A 23,663-nucleotide genomic window follows, 5' to 3' on the forward strand; every position below is an offset into this window, starting at 1 on the left:
CCTTCGTCGCCGTAAAGCGCCCCGCCTCGAGCGGGGCGCCGTCGTTTCTGGCCCGACTCAGCCCAGGATCATCACCACGCAAGCCGCGGTCAGAAGCCCCATCAGCGCATTGAAGACCCGCCAGTGACGAGGCGTTCTCATCAGCCGACCGACGGCCACGCCAAACCCGGCCCAGAGTGCGATCGACGGCAGGTTGGTCATGCCCATCACCGCGATCACCACCACCGACGAGGCCAGGAAGGCATCGCCGGAGAGCGTGAAGGAGGCGATCCCCGAGATCGCCATCACCCATGCCTTGGGGTTGGCGAACTGGAAGGCGGCGGCCTGCCAGAAGGTCAGCGGCCGCGCCTCAGCGTCGGCCCTCTCCCCGTCCGGTGGCGGCGCGGTGGCGATCCGGTAGGCCAGCCACAGCAGGTAGGCGCTGCCAATGAGCTTGAGCCCCTGCTGCAGCGGCGGCCACTGCTCGAACAGGGCCCCGAGCCCTAGCGCCACGGCCCCCATCAGCCCCATCACGCCGATCGAGATGCCGAGCATGTGAGGCAGAGTGCGCAGGAAGCCGAAATTGGCGCCCGAGGCGGTCAGCATCATGTTGTTGGGACCGGGCGTGGCGGACATGCTGATCGCGAACAGCATCATCGGACCCACCAGGGCGAGCAGCTCGGGCAGCGGGAGTGTCATGGAGGGCTCCTTCGTATCGTCAATCGAGTCGGGGACGTCGCCAACGACGACTATTGTAGGGGTGCAATTCTGCAAATATTCCTGGAAAAAACGCCAATTGCGCGCACAATCCCAGTATGCGCCGCCGTTTTCGCCGATCAAGGAATGCTTTGTCACCCCGACATTGTCCGCTCCCGAATTCGCCCGACCGCCCTGATTCTCACTGACAGGATCGCCCGTCAGCCTTTACCGTTATCCGTTGGAGAGTCGCCGCATGGACATCCAGGCCCAGGCCCGCGCTCGCTGCCAGTGGCTGCCCGACCTCGAGGGGGCCGACACCCCGCGCTACCAGGCGCTGGTCGATCAGCTGGCCGCCGATATCGCCGCCGGCACCCTCGCTCCCGGCGAGCGCCTGCCGCCTCAGCGGCTGCTGGCTGATGCCCTCAAGGTGACCGTTGGCACCATCACCCGCGCCTATCGCGAGGCCGAGCGCCGCGGCCTGGTCGAGGCCCGAGTCGGCAGCGGCACCCGGGTTCGCTCGCCGTCGGCCGAGGCGCCGCGCTTCCATCATCTGTCCCACGCCGCCGAGGGCAGCATCGACCTGTCGCTCAGCGTGCCGATTCCCCATCCCTGGCGGGCAGAGCAGCTTACCGGCGTGCTGTCACGCCTGAGCCAGTCTGCCCAGGCCATCGAGGCCGCCCTGGCCTATCCGCCCGAACAGGGCAGCCCGGCCAGCCGCGAGGCGCTGGCCGGCTGGCTGACCCGCCAGGGCCTGCCGCTATCGGCCGAGGATCTGATCCTCACCGCCGGAGGTCAGCACGCCGACTTCCTGGCCCTGCAGGCGCTGGTACAGCCCGGCGAGGCGGTGGCCTCGGCGGCCCTCACCTACCCCGGCATGATCGCCACCAGCCGTCAGCTGGGCTTGAAGCACGTGGCGGTGCCGATGGATGACGAAGGCCTCCAGCCCGAGGCGCTGGAGCGCCTGTGCCAGCAGCAGCGCATCCGCCTGCTCTACCTGATGCCCGAGCACAACAATCCCACCGGCGCGCGAATGGGCGAGGCGCGACGCCACGCCATCGTCGAGGTGGCCAGGCGCCATGATCTGCTGCTGCTGGAAGACGGCGTGCAGTTCGTGACCGCCGCGACCCGCGGCACGCCGTTCTACCGGCTGGCGCCGGAGCGCGCGCTCTACATCTTCAGCGTCTCCAAGCTGCTCGCCGGTGGGCTGCGCCTGGGCGCCCTGCGGGCCCCCGCCAACCTGATGCCGCGCCTTACCGCCGCCCTGCGGGCCCAGTGCTGGGCGATGCCGGAGCTGATGACTCGCGCCGCCGCGGACTGGCTGACCAGCGCCGAGGCCACGGCCCTGATCGAATGGCAGTGGCAGGAGGTGTCCGCGCGCCAGCGACTGCTCGCCGAGCGTCTCAAAGGCCATGATATCGTCGCCCATCCCTGCGGCTTCCATGCCTGGCTGCGCCTGCCCGAGCCCTGGCGAGCGGTGGACGTGGTGGCCCGCGCCGCCGAACGCGGCGTCACCCTGCTCGGCGCCGACCCCTTCTGCGTGGGCAGCCAGCCCGCCCCCCAGGCGGTGCGCATCTGCGTGACGCCGCCCGCCGAGCGCGCCCGGCTCGACGAGGGCCTGACCCGGCTGGCCGCGCTGCTCGACGAGGAACCCCGGCGGGTCTCGCCGCTGGTCTGACCCCTTCTCTCCCCTTCACTGCCAGGAGCCACGCGCTTGTCCTCACCTCACGCCCACGCCCCCTCCTCACCGCGCCCCGGCGGCATGCTCGCCGGCTTCGTCGGCGTCTTTCGCTACAGCCATCGCGCCCTGGCGCTGGTCTGGCAGACCTCGCGCCCGCTGACCCTGGGGCTCGCGCTGTGCACCCTGGTCGCCGGCGTGCTGCCGGCGGTGGCGGCCTGGATCGGCCAGCTGATCGTTGATGCCGTGGTCGCGGCGATGGCGGTGCATCGCGACACCGGTCGCGTCGAGTGGTGGGGAGTGCTGCGCTACGTGCTGGCAGAAGCCGGAGTGATCGCCACGATCGCCTTGGCCCAGCGCGGCCTCGCGGGCCAGCAGTCGCTGCTGCGCGCGCTGCTCGGCCAGAAGGTCAACGTGATGATCCTCGAGAAGGCCGGCACCCTGTCACTCGAGCAGTTCGAGGACTCCGAGTTCTACGACAAGCTGACTCGAGCCCGCCGCGAGGCCTCGACGCGCCCGCTGGGCCTGGTCAACAAGACCTTCGGCCTGGCCCAGAACGCCATCTCGCTGGCCAGCTTCGGGGTGCTGCTGGTGCAGTTCTCGCCCTGGGCGATCCTGGTGCTGGTGATCGGCGCCCTGCCGGTGTTCGTCTCGGAGGCCAAGTTCTCGGGAGATGCCTTCCGGCTGTTCCGCTGGCGCTCGCCGCAGACGCGGATGCAGATGTACCTGGAGACGGTGCTGGCCCGCGAGGACAGCATCAAGGAGGTCAAGCTGTTCGGCCTGGAGCCGCTGCTGCTGGATCGCTACCGGACGATCTTCGACACCCTCTACGGCGAGGATCGTCGCCTGACCATCCGCCGCGAGACCTGGGGCTTCCTGCTCGGCCTGCTCGGCACCCTGGCCTTCTACGGCGCCTACGCCTGGGTGGTGGTGGAGACGGTGACCGGCACGCTGACCCTGGGTGAGATGACCATGTACCTGATGGTCTTCAAGCAGGGCCAGGCGGCGCTCTCAGCGAGCCTCACGGCGATCGGCGGCATGTACGAGGACAACCTCTACCTGTCGAACCTCTACGAGTATCTCGAGCAGCCGGTGCCGGCGGAGCGCGGTACGTTGACCGAGGGCGCGCAGCCGGGCGACGGCATCCGCTTCGAGGCGGTGAGCTTCACCTATCCGGGCAGCACGACGCCGGCCCTTGCGGGGATCTCGCTGCACCTGCGACCGGGACGTAGCCTCGCCCTGGTCGGGGCCAACGGCTCGGGCAAGACCACCCTGATCAAGCTGCTGACGCGCCTTTATGAGCCGACCGGGGGGCGCATCCTGCTCGACGGCAGCGACCTGCGCGACTGGGAGGTCCAGACCCTGCGCCGGCGCATCGGGGTGATCTTCCAGGACTTCGTGCGCTACCAGATGAAAGTGGGCGAGAACCTGGGCGCCGGGGACGTCGAGGCCTTCACCGACGAGGCGCGCTGGCAGGAGGCAGCGCGACGCGGCCTGGCCGATGACTTCATCGCCGAGATGCCGAACGGCTACCACACCCAGCTGGGACGCTGGTTCAAGGGCGGCCAGGAGCTCTCCGGCGGCCAGTGGCAGAAGATCGCCCTGTCGCGGGCCTACATGCGCGAGGGCGCCGACATCCTGGTACTCGACGAGCCCACCGCGGCCATGGACGCCGCGGCGGAGGCCGCCGTCTACGCCGACTTTCGCGAGCACAGCCGCGACCGCATGACCATCCTGATCTCCCACCGTTTCTCGACGGTGCGGGCCGCCGACTGGATCCTGGTGATCGATAATGGCGAGATCCTCGAGCAGGGCGACCATGCAAGCCTGATGGCCGCCAACGGTCGCTACGCGAGGCTGTTTCGCCTGCAGGCGAAGGGCTACGAGTGAACGCCGACGCAGGGTGAGCAACAGGCAAGAACCTCTGATGAAGCGCTAGCGGGTCGGAGACGCGTCAAGGGCCTCCAGCAGTGCGGCATCGCGCTGGTAGACATCGGGGCGGAAGACCAGCCGGCCCTCTTCATCCGGATGCACCGTCCAGTAGTGCAGGATGACCGGCACGGGGCGCTCGAGATGGACGTTGCGGGTCCTCCCGGCGGCGACCAGCGTGGACACCTCGGCCTCGGTGCCGGTGTCGTCGAAGAGATGCTGGGCGAGCTCGAGCACGCCCTGCACGCGGATGCAGCCCGAGCTGAACGCGCGCTGTTCCCGGGCGAAGAGCGCCTGCGCCGGGGTATCGTGCAGGTAGACCAGGTGATCGTTGGGGAAGCGCAGCACCACGCGCCCCAGGGCGTTCCGGGGACCGGCGCGCTGGCGCAGGATGACGTTGCCGGGCCGCCACCAGTCGACGTCTCTCGGGTCGAGGCGTCGCCCGGACGGGCTCAGCACCATCAGATCCTGCTGCCACAGGTAGCCGAGGTTGCGGCGCACCCTGGGCAGCACGTCTTCGCGCAGGATGGTCGGCGGCACCGTCCAGGTGGGATTGATCGTCAGGTGGCTGATGCTTGATCGCAGCGAAGGGGTGCGACGATAGGGCCGCCCCACCACGATGCGAGAGCGCCAGACGTCGCCATCGGGGCGGAAGTAGCGGATTCGGTAGCCGGCGATATCCACCAGCACGAAGGAGTCCGGCAGGCCATGGAGCAGCCAGCGAGCACGCTCCAGGTTGACGCGGATCTGATCGATGCGGGTGACCACGGGAACGTTCAGGGCCGCTCGCGTCCGGGGCCCGACGATGCCGTCCACCTCCAGCAGGTGACGCTGCTGGAAGCGCTCCACGGCCGCCACCAGACGCTCGTCGTAGCGGCGCGGTTCGGTCGCTTGCGGCTCCACCCCGGCGGAGACACCCGCCGCCATCACCTCCAGCTCGCCCAGAATGGCCAGGCGCTCACGCAGCAGCAGCACATCGTCGTGGAGCTCCCCCGGGCGCAGCGACTGCGACCGGGGCGGCATCATCGGCCAGCCCCCCTGCCGCGCGATGTGACGATAGCGCGCGAGACTCGCCCGCAGGCGCTCGTAAGAGGCTGAAGAGGGACGCGCCGAGGCGAAGGCCTGCTCGAAGCGACGGGCGTCCACCGCCTGTGATATCGCCGCGAGATCGAGCGGGGGTGCCTCGATGGGCACCTCCCAGCCCGGATCGATGCGATAGGGATCCACCTTGCCGCGCTGCAGGTGACGCAGCGCCGTCAGCAGGGTTTGACTGGTCTGAACATCGAAGCGTGCCCGTGCCGCCGGGGAGCTTTGCTCGGCGAGCGCCTGGCGATGAGCGGCCACCAGGGTATCCGGGCGGTAGTCCTGCGGCGTCAGGCCATCGGCGTCCAGGGTGCGCAGGGCGTTGGCAAGGGCCGCCACGGTGGCGGTCTCCTGCCAGGCAGGCCGTCCATCGCGCGCCGCGTAGAACGCCTGCAGGGCCACCTCCTGCTCACCTAGGCGCTCATCCAAGCGCTCGGCGAGGAGATCTCCCGGGGTGGGCACCCCCTCCTCGGCCAGCGCCGAGGAGGCGGACGCCAGCAGCATCGCCGCCGCGAGAACGATCGGCTTCCATCCGGTTGCCCAGAACATGGCGACCTCCTCGAGGTTGATGTCGGTGGCTGGTTCTTTATGATGCTCATCATCATCATAGTGTTGGATCTCGAGCCGCAGGGAAGCCGCTTATCCGTTCGCGTGATCGCCCCTTCGTTCCGGAACGGACGTCGAGCCGGCAGCGCAACCCACCCCACCCCACAGGTTTCCCGAATGTCCATGAATTCCCCGAGCCGATGGCTGCCCGGCGCGGCCCTCTGCAGCGCCCTGCTGCTTGGCGCCCTGCCCTCCCTGGCCAGCGACGACTTCCTAGCGCAGGCCGACACGCCCAACACCCTGCACTCCCCATCCCTCGACCAGACCCTGTTACGGCTGGCCCCCGGCGCCGATGCCCGGGTAATGCAACTCGCGGCGCGGGCACTCGCCTGCGCCGACCCGGACGCCGAGCGACTGGCAGTGATCGACTTCTCGCTGCCCTCCACCGAGCCTCGCCTCTGGGTCTTCGACCTGCAAAAACAGCAGTTGTTGTTCAAGGAGCTGGTCTCTCATGGCCAGGGGTCGGGCAATGCCGTGGCGCAGAGCTTCTCGAACGTCCCCGAGAGTCACCAGTCAAGCATCGGGCTGTTTCGCACCATGAACAGCTACCGGGGCAGCAAAGGCTACTCCCTGCGCCTCGAAGGGCTGGAGCCCGGGGTCAACGACCTGGCCTATGAGCGAGCCATCGTCATCCACGGTGCCGACTACGTCAGCGAGGACTTCATCCAGCAGACCGGCCGTCTCGGCCGCAGCCACGGCTGTCCGGCGGTTCGCCAGGAAGTGGCGACCCCGCTGATCGACAGCATCAAGGACAATCAGTATCTCTTTACCTACTACCCGGATCCCGAGTGGCTGGCGAGCTCGAACTTCTTCCGCTGCGACCGTGACGAGGGGCCACTGGCCATGAACTGAGGAACTGCCTGCCGTCGGCGATCATCGGGGCGAGCGTCCCGCGCGCCGAGATTGCGCAGACGACGATGACTGCGCCATTCTGCAACCTGGCATCTCAATGGCACAGGAGAAGACGATGAAAGATCGGGTATTACTGATTACCGGGGCCTCGAGCGGCATCGGCGCCGCTACGGCCCGCGCCGCCGCGCGTGAGAACTACAAGCTGGTGCTGGCGGCCCGCTCCCGGGAGAAGCTGAACGCCCTGGCCGAGGAGCTGGGTCAGGAAAACGTCCTCGCCGTCGGCTGTGACGTCACCTCCATGGACGACCAGCAGGCCATGGTTGAGCAGGCGCTGGAGCGTTTCGGCCGTATCGATGCGGTGTTCGCCAACGCGGGGCGCGGCGGCTCACCCGGAGGTTTCAGCGGCGCCGATCACGACGCCTGGCGCGACATGATCCTGACCAACGTCTATGGAGTGGGCCTGACCCTGCAGGCGACCCTGCCAGCGTTGCGTCACAGTCGCGGTCAGGTGCTACTCACGGGATCGGCCGCCGGCCGGGCCACCATCCCCGGCTCCATGTACAGCGCCACCAAGTGGGCGGTCACCGGCATCGGCTACAACCTGCGTGAAGAGTTGCGCGGCAGCGGCATCCGGGTGACGCTGATTGAGCCCGGCATGGTGGACACGCCCTTCTTCGACGAACCTCCAGAACACGCCATGGAAGATCGCGATATCGCCAACGCGGTGATCTACGCGCTCAACCAGCCACCCCATGTGGACGTCAACGAGATTCTGATTCGTCCCACTCCTCCCGTGGAATAAGCGCTCTATGTCGTCACCGCCGCAGACGCCATCGCGACCTGACGGCATTTGGTGCCCCCCGCCTTATGATGAGCCATCCCAAGCGGGGGGAAGGGAAGAACTACGCCTGCCGATTCCTCCCGGCGTACCGGTCGAGTCAAGATTAATCGGCAACAGCGCTATAGAAAAATAACTAAAGAAATAATTGGTATAAAAAAACAGGATTAAAATAGTGATGAACCAGCCTGATGATCGCTACTCATCATCACCCATGATCGCTTTTGCATCCTCACTACCCCCCTCACATTTCCCTGCAACCTCGTGTACCAATTTAATACCCCATCTTAACCTCACCCTCTACACCCACACCGCCATCAAGATTGCAATCTTTTGAATTAAAAGGATTTTTTATTTACTTACCAAGGATTGCACCAATTCGAGGTTGAGAACCTCGACGTAACATGACTTTACAGTAAAGTAAAATCCACCAACACTAACATGGTCGATATTGGGAGAGTCACCTCTGCATGAGTAACGGCTTTATCGCCACACGATTTCAATAGCGGGTTGGAAAAACTACGCTTACACAGGCACGAATAAATAATAGGTCGTTCAAGGAGCATCACCCTTGAACAGTCGTACCGACCCTTGATCACCATCCACAATGATTACCAGTAACCGTAAGGAAGACTGATGATGGAATCATCAAGGCAGATCATGGCTATCGGTAATCACTCGGCCTTGCGGAACACCGTAGAGGCACTGTCACGATATGACTGGTCGATCTTTCATCCCGGAACTCTCGAAGAAGCCCGAGCGATCTTGAGCGAACAAGACTACAGGGTTGGACTTGTTTTTCTCGATGAAGCTCCTTCATCAATACCGTTGTATATGGAAAAAATGCCTGATCTATACTGGATATCGATCATCGAGAATGTCGAGCTGCTGAGTGACGAAACCCGAGATCTGATATACAGGTGCTGCTTTGCTTATCATTCCGGCTCACTAGACGCTCAATACATCAACACGCTCATCGAGAGTGCACTGAGCATGGCCAAGCTGAGTGACCTTTGCGAAAAAAACAGAAAGCGTTGTCAAAATAAAGCCTTATGCATGGTTGGCGATACGCCTGTCATGCAGCACCTCTACCGGACCATTCGCAAGGTAGCTTCCGTTGATGCTCCCGTATTGATTACCGGAAAATCCGGAACGGGAAAGGAACTGACTGCAAGAGCCATTCATGAGCTGTCGTCTCGCCGCCAAGGACCGTTCAATGCAATCAACTGCGGGGCGTTGCCGGCGGGCCTCATCCAGTCGGAGCTTTTCGGCCATGAGAAAGGCGCCTTCACTGGTGCCAATCAGCGACAAATCGGCATTATAGAAAACTCATCTAACGGCACCCTTTTTCTAGATGAAATTGGTGACCTTCCCCTGGAAATGCAGGTCAATCTCCTGAGATTTTTGGAAAGATTAACTGTATTTCGCGTCGGCGGACAAAAGGAGATCCCCGTCGATGTCAGAGTCCTGGCGGCCACCCATGTCGATCTCGAAAAGGCTATCGAGAAGGGAGAGTTCCGGGAGGACCTCTTTCACCGCCTCAATGTCCTTCAAGTGCGGACACCCGCCCTGAAAGAGCATCCTGAGGATATCGAACCGCTGGCCAACTTCTTCTTCCAGCGATATTCATCGGACAAACCCGCCATGTTGCGTGGATTCAGCCAAGAGAGCCTGGTGGTCATGCAACAGTACCACTGGCCTGGAAACATACGAGAAATGGTGAACAGAGTGAGGCGCTCCATGATCATGTGCGAGCATCGCCTGATCAGCCCCGGCGATCTGGGATTGGAACGGCGAAATGGCCATTCCCGAGACACCGACTCCCTACAGCAGGCTCGCGACTCGGCAGAATGCGAGGCGATCAGGGCCGCGCTGGCACGCAACAAGTACAAGATACTGCACGCGGCGCGCGAACTCGGCATCGCACGGGTCACCCTGTATAGACTGCTCGAGAAGCACGGTATCGACAGGAACGGCGTCCAGGATGAGGCCGCGGCAGACTTTCCGTCGACATCCGAGACCATTCAACTAACCTGAAAGTGAGCCTGTGTCAGCGCTTACCGAAGCTTGACGGCTCGCCCCTGGGGTGGGGACGAAGTAACTGGGATCATTACTGCACGCCTCTAAGTGCTTAAGGTGCGGCGCAAAAAGTGGCGCGTGATAAGCAACAAGAAAAGGATCGAAGCCATGAGCTCAGCAACCACGACCATCCGCTATGCCGCGGGTATCCTCACAGTGCTAGGCTGCATGCCAGCGCTCGCACAAGAGGCGGGGCGTAATTCTCAGATCCAACCGGTGGGTCAAGCGCCCGAAACGCAGGAAGAGAGACCGCAGATTCAGTCCATCGCCGAGTACGGCGGGGTACTCACCCCTAAGGGCCGTCTCATTCTGGAACCCGAGTTCCAATACTCCCACGAAAGCATTAACCGCATGACCTTCGAGGGGGTCAGCGTGCTGAGCACGCTGCTGATCGGGGTGTTCACGGCTCAGGACGTCGATCGCGACAACTACACCGCCTCCCTGACCGGTCGTCTTGGCTTCACCGATCGCCTGGAGCTCGAGATGAAGGTGCCCTACGTCTATCGGGATGAAAACGAGAGGGTCAATGTCCCCATCGAGGATAACCAGGACGATGTCTTCAGCCTCGATCGCGAACTCTCCGGCGATAGCCTGGGCGATATTGAGCTGGCGGCCCACTATCAGCTGAACCGCGGCCAGAACGGTATGCCCTTCTTCATCGGCAACCTGCGCTACAAGACCACCACTGGCAATGGCCCCTTCGACATCGATCGCGACAGTTCAGGCAACCCGTTGGAGCTCTCGACCGGCACGGGGTTCCACTCGATCGAGCCCAGCATTACGGTGCTTCTGCCCTCGGCCCCGGCGGTCTACTTCGCCAACCTGGGCTATGTCTTTCACCTAGAAGACAGTGTCGATCAGAGACTAAGCATTGATGATGAGAATATACTTGTTGGCGACGTCGATCCGGGCGATGCCGTACGCCTCAGCTTCGGCATGGCGTATGCGATCAATCCGCGCACGTCCTTTACCCTGGGCTACAAGAACGACTTCATCGGCAAGACCAAGACCGAATACGTCAATACGCTTAACGGCAGCACGACTCAGGTTGAGTCACAAACGTTGAACGTCGGCTCCCTGCTGCTTGGCTGGAATTACTCCCTTAGCCAGGATGTTAATATCAATCTGGGTCTCGAGCTCGGCATCACCGAGGACGCCCCTGACACCACCTTGACCCTGCGTATGCCCATCGGCATGAACGTCTTCTAAACTGACACGCACGGAGAGACGTCAACGCAGGGTAAGAAAAGCAGTAGATTCAACAACAATGAGGCTCCCCGTAAAAGGCAGCCTCATTGTTCACTCTGTGGCTCGATAAAAGAACGATGGGAAAGTCAGGCAGTGTCAGCGCAGTATGCCAGAGAACGAATCCACGATCGCTGCCCGCTTCCTGGCGGCATCCAGGGCGCCCATGTTATTGAGCCGAACGTTGATATCGATTCGCTGCTGGATGCTCCTGCTCGATGCATTGCTCACCACGCCGCTGATGATGGCATCCCGGGTGATATTGTGCAGGGCGGTGGTAAAGCCCTTGGCATCGTTCAGGGCAATACCCGAAAAGTCGGCTAGGCCCGTCAAGTTCACCCCACCGGGAGTCACGTCGGCTACCGAAACCGCACCGTTACCCACGGGGATAGCCGCGCCAGCAGGATCACTGAAGGACTGCGAGACAATATTGGTGCCCGCCCGGGTAAAGTTGATAACGGAGATCATCTCGACGCGGTTATCGATCAGCGTCTGGAGACGGGCGCCGAAGTCCACATCAATCCCACCAAGGTTGAAGCCGGCACGCATCTGGCCCATTTCCTCAGCCGCGATCACAGTGCCGCGATAGAAACCGTCATGGGCTCCACGAGACAGCGATACCTCGGTATAGAGCCTCTCCGCGTCATGGACCATGACGGGTACGTGACGCTGATGGGAGCCAGCCGCAAGGTCCGACGCTGACATTTCAGAAGAAGAAGCCGTTTCAGAAGAAGCGGTCGTTGCCGCCTGAGAGGCAGCCGCCAGGAGCAGAGCAGCCGCACAGGCCAAACCGAGCCGGCTCGCCGTCGCTCCCCTACAACACAGAGAGTTCATCGTGTTATCTCCTCGTTACCGCCCCAGTTCGTTGTAGGCGGGTAGGGTCAGCAAGCTGGCCCCGACGCTCGAGCGATTTACGCCCCTGTCGAGCGGGGAGTCAGGGCGCACGGCCCAGTCCTGGTCATGGTTGAAATGCTGGCGAGCCACCTCGATCTCATCCCGGGCACCCAGTACCGTCCCGTTCCATAAGTTCTCGAAGTGCTCTCGAGGCACTACCAGGGTACCGGCGGCAGGGTCCCCCACCAGGATATTGTCGGCATCGATACCCTTGACGACGACGAAATGCTTGTAGCCACCGGTGTTCACCATGGTGATGGCCGGAACGCCGATGCGAATGAAATCATCCAGCGAGATTCGAAAGCCGTCGGCATTGAGTCCACGGCCATCCAGGTAGCCTTTCATGTCCAACATGGAAAAACCATGGCGCTGGATCTTTTCAGCATCCCCGGCACGAATCATGGTCTCGAAGACCTCGGCCTCGGTCGTGTCACGCTGATAGTGGTAGGTCAATAAGGTAGCCACAGCGGCCGAACCGCAGCTGAAGTCGTACTCTTGTCTGATCACCCTGTCCCAGCCCTTTTCCTGGAGACTCTTGGCCTCTACCTGAAAGTTGCCGAACCGATTGGTAATGGTGACCTGGCCGGCGATGGCTTCCATGCTACCCGCGATGAGTAGCAGTGATGCCATGCCACAGCAAAGGCTCCGGTGCACGTTCATGGCGAATCATCTCTTGGTAGGCACGTTGTGTGACCGACGTTCATCGCGTTAGTCAGCGATGAACACACTGATACCCACCGCGTTGTTGATGGAGTTACCGTTGCCGGTCACGGCGCTGAAGATACCGGTGCCGCTATAGCTGCCCAGCGCTTCCGGCGAGAAGGTGATGTTGCCCGACACCATGTTTCCCCCGATATCGAAGGACGTGTCGTTCACCGATGCCTTCATCTTCTGGACGCTCTTCACCGTGTTGATATTGACGACTGTCTGCCCTTCCCGGGCCCTGGACTGATCCATCTCCGCAAGATCCAGCTGCTCCACGGCTGAGAAGCCTTCCGTCATATACTTATCGCCGTCACCGCCGATCACGGCGACTTCATGGTAAAAAGTAGTGTTCGTGTCCGCCTGACTATTCGACGCACCTATCGCCAGCAGCGCCGAAAGGAGAAAGGAGACCGTCGCCGTGTGGCGATGACGCCCCATACCGGCATATGGACAAAATCTGTTGCTCTTCATGGCGTGAACTCCCGAACTCCGATCCACAGGGACGTTTCATCGAGGAGCCAGTGGAGTTGTCTCCACCGGCTCCCGATTCTTGCGTCGTATCCGCGCGTCACGCGCTCCGGATCAGTTGCCGATGCTCACGTTGCTGTGAGCCGCCACGCTGGTGCCGGACAGCTGGGAGTTGTAGAGGCCGGTGGACACGTTCATGTTGTTGATGCCACCGAACACTCCACCACCTACGGACACATTGGCCGCGCCGGTGCGCAGGATGGCCGCACCGCCGTTGCCGCCGTTGCCGCCGGCACCGCCACCACCCGCATATGCGTAGGCATCACCAGTGGCAGCACTGCCGCCACCGCCGCCGCCACCGTAGCCGTCGCCGCCGGCGCCGGCCACCGCGCTGGCCCAGCCGGTACCGCTGCCGTTCCCGCCTGCACCGGAACCAGTGCCGGTACCGCTACCGCTACCGTTGCCGGTGCCACTGCCGCTACCTCCAGTGCCGGCCGTCGCTCCGGAAGAGGCCCCGGCTGAGGAGCCGGCAGACTGGGTACCACCCGCACCGCCGGGAGCGAGGAAGCCGCCCGCGCCACCGTCACCGCTCTGGTCGTTGTCGGCATTAGAGGCGGAGAGCGCGCCGCTACCGGCATCGGCACTACCACCTACACCGAAGCCGGTACCGGTACCAGTCCCGGCACCAGTACCGGTACCGGTACCGGTACCCCCGGTCCCGGCGCCAAGGCCAATCGCGCCGGAATCGCCGCCGTCACCGCCATTTCCATTTCCGCCACTACCGCCAACGCCCAGGCCGACGTTGAGAGAGAGGGCTCCGCCACCTGCGCCACCGGCCGCGCCGGAAGCCCCTCCGCCACCTAGGATCGTGATGGGAGTTCCGGTGACGGTGGAGGTCATATCCTGACGAGAGATAACACTGGTGGAGGTATTGTAGGACTCGCTCATCGCCCAGGCGTCGCCGCCACGGCCGGTGGAGCCTCCCATGCCACCAGCACCTGAGCCATTGGCATAGCCACCTGAACCTGCGCCGCCGTTACCACCGGCCCCGCCAGATCCGCCGCCACCCAGCAGGCCGCCGTCATTGTCGTCTCCGCCATCGGCACTGCCGCCGGTACCAGCACCACCAGCGCCCAAGCCAAGCCCTGCTCCGCCAACAGCACTACCACTAGCACCTCCAACCGCGGTAGCAGTAGAGTTCACGTCCTGATCGGCTCCATCGGAGAAGGTCGCGGTCGGGTTGGCGTGCGCCGTAGAAATGGCCATGACGATGGCCAGCAGAGGTGTTCCCGCGAGTACAAGATGCTTTTTCATGATCATGTCTCCATTTGTTGTGTCTGCTGCAGCCTGCGAACTCGCGCCATCGTCCTCAACGTTAAGTGCTGGACCCTTGAACGACGCTTCCCGCTCGCAGTCGTGAATACTTGAGCAGGAAACGTGCCAACGGCATCTCGACTCAGATGTAAGCAACTGTAAGAGTAAGAAATTTATAAATCTCGGAGGTTTCCGGAACGATGATCCGTTTCGACGACCCATTTGTAGCCGAACCGTGAGTGCCCCATATCCTGAACACGGAGCCGGAATAGCTGCACAGATGTACATTTATTCTCTTTTAGAACAATTAATTAACGACATGCTGCTCAGTGATTCGAGAACGTTACAGTCCAGGAGATGCGTATCGACTCGACGGTCGACCGGCAAGGCGGCCCCGCTCGCGGAGAGGGAAGATGCCGATTGAGTGATTGGCTGATTAGCGGCTGCCGCTCTCCCCCCTTATGCTGACTTGACCACAGGCAGTCGCGTGCCGGTTCGCCGGCCGAGGGAGCGGACATGAGCGAGAGAAAGCGCATCGATCTGGCCCTGCAGGGAGGCGGTGCTCACGGCGCCTTCACCTGGGGGGTCATGGACCGCCTGCTCGAGGATGAGCGCATCGAGATCGAGGGCATCAGCGGCACCAGTGCCGGGGCCATGAACGGCGTGGTGATGGCTGACGCCCTGACCCGCGGTGGCGAGGAGAGCGCGCGCCAGGCGCTGCGCGACTTCTGGCGCGCGGTGAGCCGGGCGGGCATGACCAGCCCCGTTCGCCGGACCCCGCTGGACGTGATGACCGGCAACTGGAGCCTCGACCACTCCCCGGGATACATAGCCCTGGACCTGATGAGCCGACTGGTCTCGCCCTACCACTTCAACCCCTTCAACCTCAATCCGCTGCGCGACATCGTCGCCGAGCGCGTCGATTTCGACCGGGTGCGCGCCTGCGAGACCCTCAAGCTCTTCGTCACCGCCACCAACGTGCGAAGTGGCAAGCAGCGAATCTTTTCCCGGGAGGAGATGAGTCTCGATGCGGTGATGGCCTCGGCCTGCCTGCCCACTGTATTTCAGGCCGTGGAGATCGACGGTGAGGCCTACTGGGACGGCGGCTACATGGGCAATCCCTCGCTCTCGCCCCTGCTGCACGACTGCACGGCGGGCGACATCCTGATGGTGCAGATCACTCCCATGCATCGTCAGGAGCTGCCCACCAGCGCCGCGGACATCCTCAACCGGCTCAACGAGATCACCTTCAATGCCGCCCTGATCAAGGAGGTGCGCATGATCGCGATGCTGCAGAAGCTGCTCGGCGAGCACGACATCGACATCGGCTGCTATCGCGATGCCCGGCTTCACCACCTCAGCGGCGACGAGCCGCTCTCGCATCTCTCGGTGTCCAGCAAGCTCAACGCCGAGTGGGCCTTCCTGTCCCATCTGCACGACCTGGGACGCGCGACCACCGAGGCCTGGCTGGCCGATCACTTCGCGGCGCTGGGCCAGCACTCCACGCTGGATATGGAGCGCATCTTCCAGGAGGTCGAAGCCACTCGCTGAGCCAGCGTTGATCGTCCATCATGATATTGCATTGCAGCATCGGTGAACGGCGTCCATGCTCGAACCATGCCGGCACCGATGAGTCAGTAGTAAAGGGGTCAGTACTAGAAGCTCAGTACTAGAAGCTCAGTACTTGAAGCTCAGTACTTGAAGCTCAGTACTGCGCCAGCCCACCATCATCAGGCCACGGATCAAAGGGCCACCAGGAGGTGACACGACAGACAACGAGCGGGACGACAGCGCTTGCGCCCTTGTCACCTGCCTGACATCGCGCGCCGGCAGTGTCGACACCATGACACAGGAGAACTGCGCCGATGGTACGCATCGACAAGAAGGCCAAACGGCTCTACGTGCTGGACACCAACGTCCTGATCCACGACCCCGCCGCCCTCTATCAGTTCGACGAGCACGAGGTCGTCATTCCCATGACCGTGCTCGAGGAGCTCGACAAGCACAAGAACGGCATCCGCGAGATCGCCCGCACCGCCCGCCAAGTCAGCCGCACCCTCTCGGACCTCACCGCCAACGTCGATATCGACCAGATTCGCGACGGCATTCCCATCCCGCGACTCGTCGGTCCCGAGGGTCGCCTGCGCCTGCTCTGCTACAACGACCTGAAACCGCTGGACCCGCTCGAGGAGAGCCCCGACAACCGCCTGCTGGCCGAGACCTGCCGCCTACGCGATGAGCGCCCCGACGCCTCGGTGATCCTGGTCACCAAGGACATCAACCTGCGGGTCAAGGCGGCGGCCCTGGAGGTGCCGGTCGAGGACTACCTCACCGATCGCGCCTTCGACGACAGCGACGCCATGATCGACGGCGCGCGAATCTATCCCGATGCCGGCCACGACGGCAGCGGGCTGTGGGACAGCCTCGAGGTAGATGTGAAGGTCGAGCGCCAGCATAAGCGCGTCGTCTATCGTCTCGCCGGCGACATGCCGCGGGAATGGCACCTGGGGATGCTGGTGTCCGACAGTGACGAGGGCGCCAGCTTCGAGGCCATCGTGCGCGAGGCGGGACCGAAGCATGCCCACCTGGAACTGCTGACCAATTATCGCCATGGCGCCAGCGTCTGGGGCGTCCACGCCCATGACAGCCGGCAGAACTTCACCCTCAACCTGCTGATGGACGAGGAGATCGACCTGGTCACCATCGCCGGCAGTGCCGGCACCGGCAAGACCTTCATGACGCTGGCCGCCGCCTTCCAGCAGACTCTGGACAGCAAGCGTTTCGAGCGTATCGTCTTCACCCGGGCGCCGATCTCCATGAGCGAGGATATCGGCTTTCTGCCCGGCACCGAGGAGGAGAAGATGTCGCCCTGGATGGGCGCCTTTCATGACAACATGGACAACCTGCTGCGCGACGAGCACGACGGCAGCAGCACCTGGAACCAGGAGGCCACTCGCCAACTGCTGGCCTCACGGGTGCAGATCCGCGCGCCCGGCTTCATGCGCGGACGCACGCTCAACGACACCTTCCTGATCATCGACGAGGCCCAGAACTTCACGCCCAAGCAGCTCAAGTCACTGATCACTCGGGCCGGACGCAATACCAAGATCGTCTGCCTGGGCAACGTCGGTCAGATCGATACCCCCTACCTCACCGCCAATACCTGCGGCATGGCGGCGGTGGTCCAGAACTTCCGCGACTGGCCCCACGCCGGCCACGTCACCCTCAAGAGCGTCGAGCGCTCGCGCCTGGCTCTGGCCGGCGAGGAGCTGCTCTAAAGGGGGGTCTTAAAGGCACAGCCTTGAAAGGAACCACTCTAAATGCCGAAGGGCCGGTGCCTCACGGCCCGGCCCTTGCTGACAGTCCGCCTCGCCACGAGCCGCCCTGCACTGGCCCGTCAGGCGCCGCGGTTGACCGCCTTTTCGATCAGGGCCTCGCTCTCGCTGCCGGCCCCCCTTCTCAGTACAGACTGCGCCTCGTGCCACAGGCAGACGAAACGATGGCAGGAGGAGCAGTGCACCTGATCATCGGGATTCTTGACGCTGGAGACGCGCATCAGATGGCTGCCGCAACTCGGGCAGGCGACAGGCAGGCGAAAGTCTTCCGATAGGGACATGGCATGGCTCCTCGTGTTGTCGTGTAGAGGGTACCTATCCTGCCGATCTCTGCGGCGTTTCTCCAGCCATTCACCGTTCGATCAACGAGTGAGCCCATCGGGCTCGGGATAGCCCGGCGCCGGAACGAGACGGTTGCGGCCTTTGTGCTTGGCACGGTAGAGCGCCTCGTCGGCCCGCGAGAGCGCAAGCTCGAGGCTCCCCTGAGGAGGCATCACCGCCAGGCCCAGGCTGACCGTTACGCCCAGCATCTCGCCCTGCACGTCGAGTCTGATCTCCTCCACCGCCGCGCGCAGGCGCTCCAGCACTATTCGCGCCTCCACAGGTGAGGTGTCCACCAGCATGACGGCAAACTCCTCGCCGCCGATGCGCGCGAAGAGATCGTAGGGACGCAGGCAGTCACGACTGGTCGCGGCGAACGCCTTCAGCGCCAGATCGCCAGCGGCATGGCCATAGGTATCGTTGAGGCGTTTGAAGTGATCGATATCGAGCATGGCAATCGGCACCGCTCGCCCGTGACGTGCAGCCAGGGCCCGCACGGCCTCGCCGTAGTCGAAGAAGGCGCGACGATTGAGCACCCCGGTGAGCATGTCGGTACTGATCAATTTCTTGACGCGCTGCTCTTCTCTCTTGCGCGTCGAAATATCCAGCAGCACGCCATCCCAAAGGGTATCGCCGTCGTGATACCGACGTGGCGAGGCCCTCCATTCTATCCAGCAGGCATCATCGCCGAGCGCCAGGCGACATTCCAGTACCAGGGGAGTCAGACTGACGGCCGACTGCGCCAGGGCGGTGTCCAACCGCTGACGATCATCGTCCTCTATCCTCGCCAGCAGCGTCTCGGCATCGTTCATCACGCTGTGCGGCGCGAGGCCCGCCAGCGCCTGAAGCCCAGCACTGAGGTAGCGAAACTCGAGATTGCCCCGCGCCGACTGGCAAAGCTGGAAGACCACGTCGGGGAGGCGGTCGAGCGTCCCCTGCAGGGATTCGAGCCGGGCATGATCACGCAGGGCGCCCTGATACAGGTCGGTGATGTCGTGCAGCGTCACCAGCACGCGCAGCGACTCGCCCGGCCGCGTATCCAGCGGCTGGAAGACGCCCTGCTGATGAAGGATCTGCCCGTCGGCCCGGCGACACTGCAGCACCCCTCGCCAGATCGACCGACGCGCCAGGCTGGACGCCAGGGCCCGGCCGATGTCGCCGTGCAGTGGATCGACGTCCAGGCAGGTGACACGGCGACCGAGCATCGTATGGGCAGGATGACCACTGTAGCGCGCAAAGCCGGGGTTGACGCTCAGGATGACCCCGTCGGCATCGACGAGCATCGCCATGCCCGCGAACCCCGCCAGCAGCGATGAGGCCAGCGATGCCTGCTGGCTCCGGGACGAGACCCAGTGCCGCCAGTTATCCTTGATGAGTGCCATGCCCACCGTCCCGGGCTTCCCCGCGTCGATCATGAAGGATCTCTTGCCCTCCTACACTTCACACCCTAGCCCAGGATGGTCGCGGGCACATGCCCGATGCCAGGCGAGCAACAGGACCACGGGTCCCTGGCGGGAGGGTATGACGCCGGCCAGCCAGTCACCCCGCCGACGCACCGACGCCAGCCGAGCCGAGGCCTCAGGCGGCGAGCCAGAGCCCCAGGTTGAGCAGCGCGAGGCTCAAGAGCAGCAGCGCGACATTGAGGCCCAGTAGCGGTAGCAGGGCCGCGACCTCGCCCTCCTCCACCTCGGGAGGCAGGCGCCACAGCCCTACGACGAGCCGCAGGGCCACGGGCGCGGCCAGCCACATCAGCCAGGTCTCGGCGGGCAGCCAACCCGCCGCCCAGGCCAGCGGGACCGACACGAAGGCCCCAAGCACCAGCACTGCCACCAGGCGCGCCGCCCGCCGTGCGCCCAGCGTGATGGCCAGATGATGGCGCCCCACCCGGCGGTCGGGTTCGATATCCGGCAGCTGATTGGCCAGCAGCAGGGCGCTGACCATCAGGGTCGGCACCGCTGAGACGGCCAGCGCCGTGGCAGAGAAGCCGCCGGTGAGCGCATGGTTCGCCCCGACCACCATCAGCGTGCCGAAGCCCATCCCCGGCGCCACCAGGCAGAGCCAGGGGCGGCGGGTCAGCCAGCCGGTATAGGCCACCACCAGCACCATGCCGAGCAGACCGTAGAACAGTAGCGCGGGGCCGGCGCGCCACAGACACCAGCCGCCGACGATCACGACCCCGCCCAGGCAGGCAAGCGCGGCACGATGCACCGCCCGGGCCGCCTCGGGCTGCGCGGGCAGCGCGCCACTACCGCCGGAGAAAGGCGTGCGCCGGGTGGTGGCATCCAGGCCGCTCACGAAGTCGTGATGCTCGTTGAACAGGTTCACCGCGGCGTGGGCCAGCAGCGCGGCGAGCAGCACCAGCAGGATCGCGACGCCCTCCAGCGCCCAGCCGTCGAGCCAGGCGCTGGTCACCGCAAGCCCCGCGCAGAGCGGCGCCAGCACCAGGAAGTTGGGACGCGCGCATCGCCAGATGACGCGCAGATCGCTCGTCGAGGCGGCGGGGGCCGTCACGCGGGCGTCATGGCCGGGCACGGCCACCCGCTCAGCGCGCCAGCCGCTCGGCCAGCCAGCGGCCGATGTCGCTGATCTGCTGTGGGCAGAGCGCATGGGCCATGGGGTAGCGGCGGTAGTGCGCCGGATACCCGAGCGTCAGCACGCGGTCGTACCCGGCCCTGCCCAGCGACTCGGGCACCACCGGGTCGAAGCTGCCGTGATGGACCTCGATGGGCAGCTCACGGTTGGCCTCGCTGAGCGTGACGCTGTCGGCCGTGGCGAAGTAAGTGGAGAGCGCCAGCAGGCCGCCCAGCGGCGCCTCGAAGGAGAGCGCCGCCTGATAGGCCACCGCGCCCCCCTGGGAGAAGCCCGCCAGGATGATCCGGCGGCTGTCGATGCCGTGCTCGATCTGCTCACGCACCATGGCCTGGATACGCTCCGCGGAGACCAGCAGCTGGGCCTCGTCGATCTGACGATCGAGGCTCATCTCCTTGATGTCGTACCAGGCCGGCATGGTCATGCCGCCGTTGACGGTCACCGGGAGGCGCGGCGCGTGGGGCAGGATGAAGCGCACCGCGGCATCGTCGGGCAGGGGAAGCGCCGGCACCAGCGGCTCGAAGTCACGGCCGTCGGCGCCCAGGCCGTGCAGAATGATGACGCAGGCATCGGCCGGCTGGCCGTTTCTCGGCTCGATGATCAGTTCGCCGGGATGGTTCATTAAGTCGCCTCCAGGGCCGTAAATCGGGTCGGTCGAAGGACGACACCCTACCGCAAACGCCGCCCGGCGGCGAGCGCGCTCAGAAGGGCCAGAACAGCGGTATCAGGGTCAGGGCTACCAGGGCGATGAGCAGGTTCAAGGGGCCGCCGAGGCGCAGGAAGTCACCGAGGCGATAGCCCCCGGGCCCGTGCACCATCAGGTTGGTCTGGTAGCCGATCGGCGTCAGGAAGCTCGCCGAGGCGGCGAACATCACCGCCACCACGAAGGGCATCGGACTCACACCGAGGCTCTCGGCAGCCGCCATGACCACCGGGAAGGTGATCACCACGGCCGCGTTGTTGGTGACCAGCTCCGTGAGCAGGGCCACCAGCAGGTAGCTCCCCACCAGCAGCAGCCAGGGATTGCCGTCGGCCAGCTCAAGCGCCAGGCCGGCCAGCGTAGCCGCGGCGCCCGAACTCTCCAGGGCCGCCCCGAGGCCGAAGGAGGCGGCGATGGTCAGCAGCACCTGGGTATCGAGCCCGCGCCGCGCCGCGCCGACCGTGCAGCAGCCGGTGGCCAACGCCAGCAGCGCCCCGAGCATGGCGGCCTTCATCATGCTCATCACCCCGAGGGTGGCCAGCGCCACGACCCCCGCCAGGATGGCCCAGGCCAACCAGGCCTTCTCGTGGACCGGGCGCGCGGCGCCGTTGACCTTGCTGATCAGCAGGAAGTCCCGAGACTGGCGATGCCGCTCGATGAAGGGTGGGCGCGCCTCCAGCAGCAGCACGTCCGCGGGCTGCAGGCGGATCTGGCCGAGATTGCCGGCGACCCGCTCGCCACCGCGACAGACCGCCAGCACCGCGGCGCCATAGAGGGTGCGGAAGTGGCCATCGCGAATGCGTCGGCCGATGAACTGGCACTGGCCGGAGACTACCGCCTCCACCAGGCGGCGCTCCTTGAAGTCCTTCTCGAGGCTCGATTCACCCTGGCGGGTCGGCACGAGCCCGCGAATCTGCTGCAGCTCCACGGCCCCCTCACTGGTCCCGGCGAACACCAGTCGATCGCCGCCCTTGAGGTGCTCGCCGGGCCCCACCACGCTGACGACGTTACCGTCACGCTCGATCTCGACCAGAAACAGCGCCTGCAGGTGGCGCAGGCCGGCCTCCTCGACGGTGCGATCCACCAATGGGCCATCGGGCGCCACCTCCATCTCGATGGTGAACTCGCGAGGATTCTCGAAGGCCGACTCGGCCCCCCGCCGCGCCGGCAGCAGGCGCGGCCCCAGCAGCAGTAGAAAGAGCAGCCCCACCAGGGCCACCGGCACGCCGACCCAGGCGATGTCGAAGAGGCCCATGGCCAGGGAGGGATCGCGATCGACCAGCAGGCCGTGGACGACCAGGTTGGTGCTGGTGCCGAACAGGGTGATGGTGCCGCCGAGGATCGAGGCGAAGCTGAGCGGCATCAGCAGGCGATGCGCCGGCACTCCGATGCGTCGACTCCAGCTCAGCACCGCCGGGATGAAGGTCGCCACGACCGGCGTATTGTTGAGCAGGGCGCTGAGCGAGGCGACCGGCAGCAGCAGGCGCAGCAGCGCCCTGCCCTCGCGTCGGGGACGCCCCAGCACGTGGCGGATGATCAGGTCGATGCCGCCGGTCTCACGAATGCTGGTCACCAGCACGTACATGAAGGCCACGGTAAACAGGCCCGTGCTCGAGAAGCCCGCCAGCGCCTGGGCCGGCTCGATCACGCCGAGGGTGAGCAGCAGGATCACTGCGCCGAGCAGCACGATATCGGGACCGACGCGCGAGAAGGCCATCAGCGGGAAGACGGCGATGACGGTGGCAAGGGAAAGCCAGGCATCCAGCGGCATGAGGGGGGACCGGTCGCGACAGAACGAATCCCATTGTGAACGCCGCCAGTTATTCTAAAAAGTTATTTTTAGAAATCTAGAAATGCTTTTTTGGAATATAAATCTGGAAGACCCGCACGCAAAAAGGCCCGCTTTCGCGGGCCTTTTTCCGACTGCCGTGAGGCAGTCACATCACGGTCGGTCGACGTTCAGTCGATGACCTTGATGTTGGAAGCCTGGAGGCCTTTCTTGCCCTGGGTGACGTCGAAGGAGACCTTCTGACCGTCTTGCAGGGACTTGAAGCCATCAGCCTGAATCTCGGAGAAGTGCGCGAACAGGTCGTCGCCGTTGTCGTCCGGAGAAATGAAGCCGAAGCCTTTAGTGTCGTTGAACCACTTGACGGTACCAGTAGCCATGATCGAATTCCTCGAATAGCGTTAGATTGTGCCGGGAATACCCGAGTTGCAGTGGGTAAAACAAGAAACTTTCACCGGGAAATCGACGCTATGAGCTTTCGATGACCGCTTGGACGTTCCAATTGCTAACCAACTGCACGCATAGTGCGCCCTCCCCGAGGGCAGGTCAAACCTTATTTGCACCTC

20 protein-coding genes are annotated in these 23,663 nt (G+C 64.2%); 8 read left to right on the top strand and 12 right to left on the bottom strand.

Annotated elements, in window-relative coordinates; genetic code table 11:
- Positions 1–57 precede the first annotated feature (57 nt).
- Positions 58–678: a LysE family translocator gene (locus tag RSO68_RS05190; RefSeq protein ID WP_315585689.1), complete on the bottom strand. Its 621-nt coding sequence runs from the start codon at positions 676–678 to the stop codon at positions 58–60.
- 253 nt (positions 679–931) lie between these two features.
- Here RSO68_RS05190 and RSO68_RS05195 point away from each other — a divergent pair, with 253 nt between their 5' ends.
- Complete coding sequence (locus RSO68_RS05195; RefSeq protein ID WP_315585690.1) at positions 932–2,353, top strand: aminotransferase-like domain-containing protein; 1,422 nt, start codon at positions 932–934, stop codon at positions 2,351–2,353.
- An 84-nt stretch (positions 2,354–2,437) separates the two neighbouring features.
- Positions 2,438–4,243, top strand: a complete 1,806-nt coding sequence (locus RSO68_RS05200; RefSeq protein WP_315585749.1) for an ABC transporter ATP-binding protein — start codon at positions 2,438–2,440, stop codon at positions 4,241–4,243.
- A gap of 45 nt (positions 4,244–4,288) precedes the next feature.
- Here RSO68_RS05200 and RSO68_RS05205 read toward each other — a convergent pair whose 3' ends face one another.
- Positions 4,289–5,914, bottom strand: a complete 1,626-nt coding sequence (locus RSO68_RS05205) for a L,D-transpeptidase family protein (protein ID WP_315585691.1) — start codon at positions 5,912–5,914, stop codon at positions 4,289–4,291.
- A 174-nt stretch (positions 5,915–6,088) separates the two neighbouring features.
- On the opposite strand from RSO68_RS05205, the gene RSO68_RS05210 reads away from it, so the two are divergent.
- The 4 genes from RSO68_RS05210 to RSO68_RS05225 all read left to right on the top strand — a co-directional run bounded on the left by RSO68_RS05210 (position 6,089) and on the right by RSO68_RS05225 (position 10,949).
- Complete coding sequence (locus RSO68_RS05210) at positions 6,089–6,823, top strand: murein L,D-transpeptidase catalytic domain family protein (RefSeq protein ID WP_390882380.1); 735 nt, start codon at positions 6,089–6,091, stop codon at positions 6,821–6,823.
- A 115-nt stretch (positions 6,824–6,938) separates the two neighbouring features.
- Complete coding sequence (locus tag RSO68_RS05215; protein ID WP_089849370.1) at positions 6,939–7,625, top strand: SDR family oxidoreductase; 687 nt, start codon at positions 6,939–6,941, stop codon at positions 7,623–7,625.
- 672 nt (positions 7,626–8,297) lie between these two features.
- Positions 8,298–9,698 (top strand): sigma-54 dependent transcriptional regulator, encoded by a 1,401-nt coding sequence (locus RSO68_RS05220; protein WP_315585692.1) that lies wholly within the window; start codon positions 8,298–8,300, stop codon positions 9,696–9,698.
- A 150-nt stretch (positions 9,699–9,848) separates the two neighbouring features.
- Complete coding sequence (locus RSO68_RS05225; protein WP_315585693.1) at positions 9,849–10,949, top strand: transporter; 1,101 nt, start codon at positions 9,849–9,851, stop codon at positions 10,947–10,949.
- Between the two features lie 135 nt (positions 10,950–11,084).
- Here RSO68_RS05225 and RSO68_RS05230 read toward each other — a convergent pair whose 3' ends face one another.
- The 4 genes from RSO68_RS05230 to RSO68_RS05245 form a co-directional block, all read right to left on the bottom strand.
- On the bottom strand, positions 11,085–11,819 hold the full coding sequence (locus RSO68_RS05230) for a hypothetical protein (protein ID WP_315585694.1): 735 nt from the start codon (positions 11,817–11,819) through the stop codon (positions 11,085–11,087).
- Positions 11,820–11,834: 15 nt separating this feature from the next.
- Positions 11,835–12,509, bottom strand: coding sequence for a C39 family peptidase (locus RSO68_RS05235; RefSeq protein WP_315585695.1), 675 nt, complete (start codon positions 12,507–12,509; stop codon positions 11,835–11,837).
- A 78-nt stretch (positions 12,510–12,587) separates the two neighbouring features.
- A complete protein-coding gene (locus RSO68_RS05240) occupies positions 12,588–13,055 on the bottom strand; it encodes a hypothetical protein (RefSeq protein ID WP_315585696.1) in 468 nt (155 codons plus the stop codon).
- Positions 13,056–13,166: 111 nt separating this feature from the next.
- Positions 13,167–14,366 carry a hypothetical protein gene (locus tag RSO68_RS05245; RefSeq protein ID WP_315585697.1) on the bottom strand — a complete coding sequence of 400 codons (1,200 nt, stop codon included), beginning with the start codon at positions 14,364–14,366 and terminating at the stop codon, positions 13,167–13,169.
- A gap of 516 nt (positions 14,367–14,882) precedes the next feature.
- Between RSO68_RS05245 and RSO68_RS05250 the strand changes: the two genes are divergently transcribed.
- Both RSO68_RS05250 and RSO68_RS05255 read left to right on the top strand, forming a co-directional pair.
- Positions 14,883–15,917 carry a patatin-like phospholipase family protein gene (locus RSO68_RS05250; RefSeq protein ID WP_315585698.1) on the top strand — a complete coding sequence of 345 codons (1,035 nt, stop codon included), beginning with the start codon at positions 14,883–14,885 and terminating at the stop codon, positions 15,915–15,917.
- Positions 15,918–16,231: 314 nt separating this feature from the next.
- The gene (locus RSO68_RS05255; protein WP_315585699.1) at positions 16,232–17,644 is read left to right on the top strand and encodes a PhoH family protein; all 1,413 of its coding nucleotides are present in this window, start codon (positions 16,232–16,234) and stop codon (positions 17,642–17,644) included.
- A 119-nt stretch (positions 17,645–17,763) separates the two neighbouring features.
- Here the strand turns inward: RSO68_RS05255 and RSO68_RS05260 are convergent, their stop codons facing one another.
- The 6 genes from RSO68_RS05260 to RSO68_RS05285 all read right to left on the bottom strand — a co-directional run bounded on the left by RSO68_RS05260 (position 17,764) and on the right by RSO68_RS05285 (position 23,477).
- Positions 17,764–17,982 carry a hypothetical protein gene (locus tag RSO68_RS05260; RefSeq protein WP_089849388.1) on the bottom strand — a complete coding sequence of 73 codons (219 nt, stop codon included), beginning with the start codon at positions 17,980–17,982 and terminating at the stop codon, positions 17,764–17,766.
- 81 nt (positions 17,983–18,063) lie between these two features.
- Positions 18,064–19,404 (bottom strand): sensor domain-containing diguanylate cyclase, encoded by a 1,341-nt coding sequence (locus RSO68_RS05265; RefSeq protein WP_315585700.1) that lies wholly within the window; start codon positions 19,402–19,404, stop codon positions 18,064–18,066.
- A 196-nt stretch (positions 19,405–19,600) separates the two neighbouring features.
- A complete protein-coding gene (locus RSO68_RS05270) occupies positions 19,601–20,533 on the bottom strand; it encodes a prenyltransferase (RefSeq protein WP_315585701.1) in 933 nt (310 codons plus the stop codon).
- Positions 20,534–20,564: 31 nt separating this feature from the next.
- Positions 20,565–21,233: an alpha/beta hydrolase gene (locus tag RSO68_RS05275; protein WP_089849394.1), complete on the bottom strand. Its 669-nt coding sequence runs from the start codon at positions 21,231–21,233 to the stop codon at positions 20,565–20,567.
- Between the two features lie 79 nt (positions 21,234–21,312).
- Positions 21,313–23,082: an SLC13 family permease gene (locus RSO68_RS05280; protein ID WP_315585702.1), complete on the bottom strand. Its 1,770-nt coding sequence runs from the start codon at positions 23,080–23,082 to the stop codon at positions 21,313–21,315.
- A 188-nt stretch (positions 23,083–23,270) separates the two neighbouring features.
- Positions 23,271–23,477 (bottom strand): cold-shock protein, encoded by a 207-nt coding sequence (locus RSO68_RS05285; protein WP_021818720.1) that lies wholly within the window; start codon positions 23,475–23,477, stop codon positions 23,271–23,273.
- Between the last annotated feature and the right edge of the window lie 186 nt (positions 23,478–23,663).

It is taken from the genome of Halomonas saccharevitans, assembly GCF_032333995.1.
Classification (GTDB): domain Bacteria; phylum Pseudomonadota; class Gammaproteobacteria; order Pseudomonadales; family Halomonadaceae; genus Halomonas; species Halomonas saccharevitans.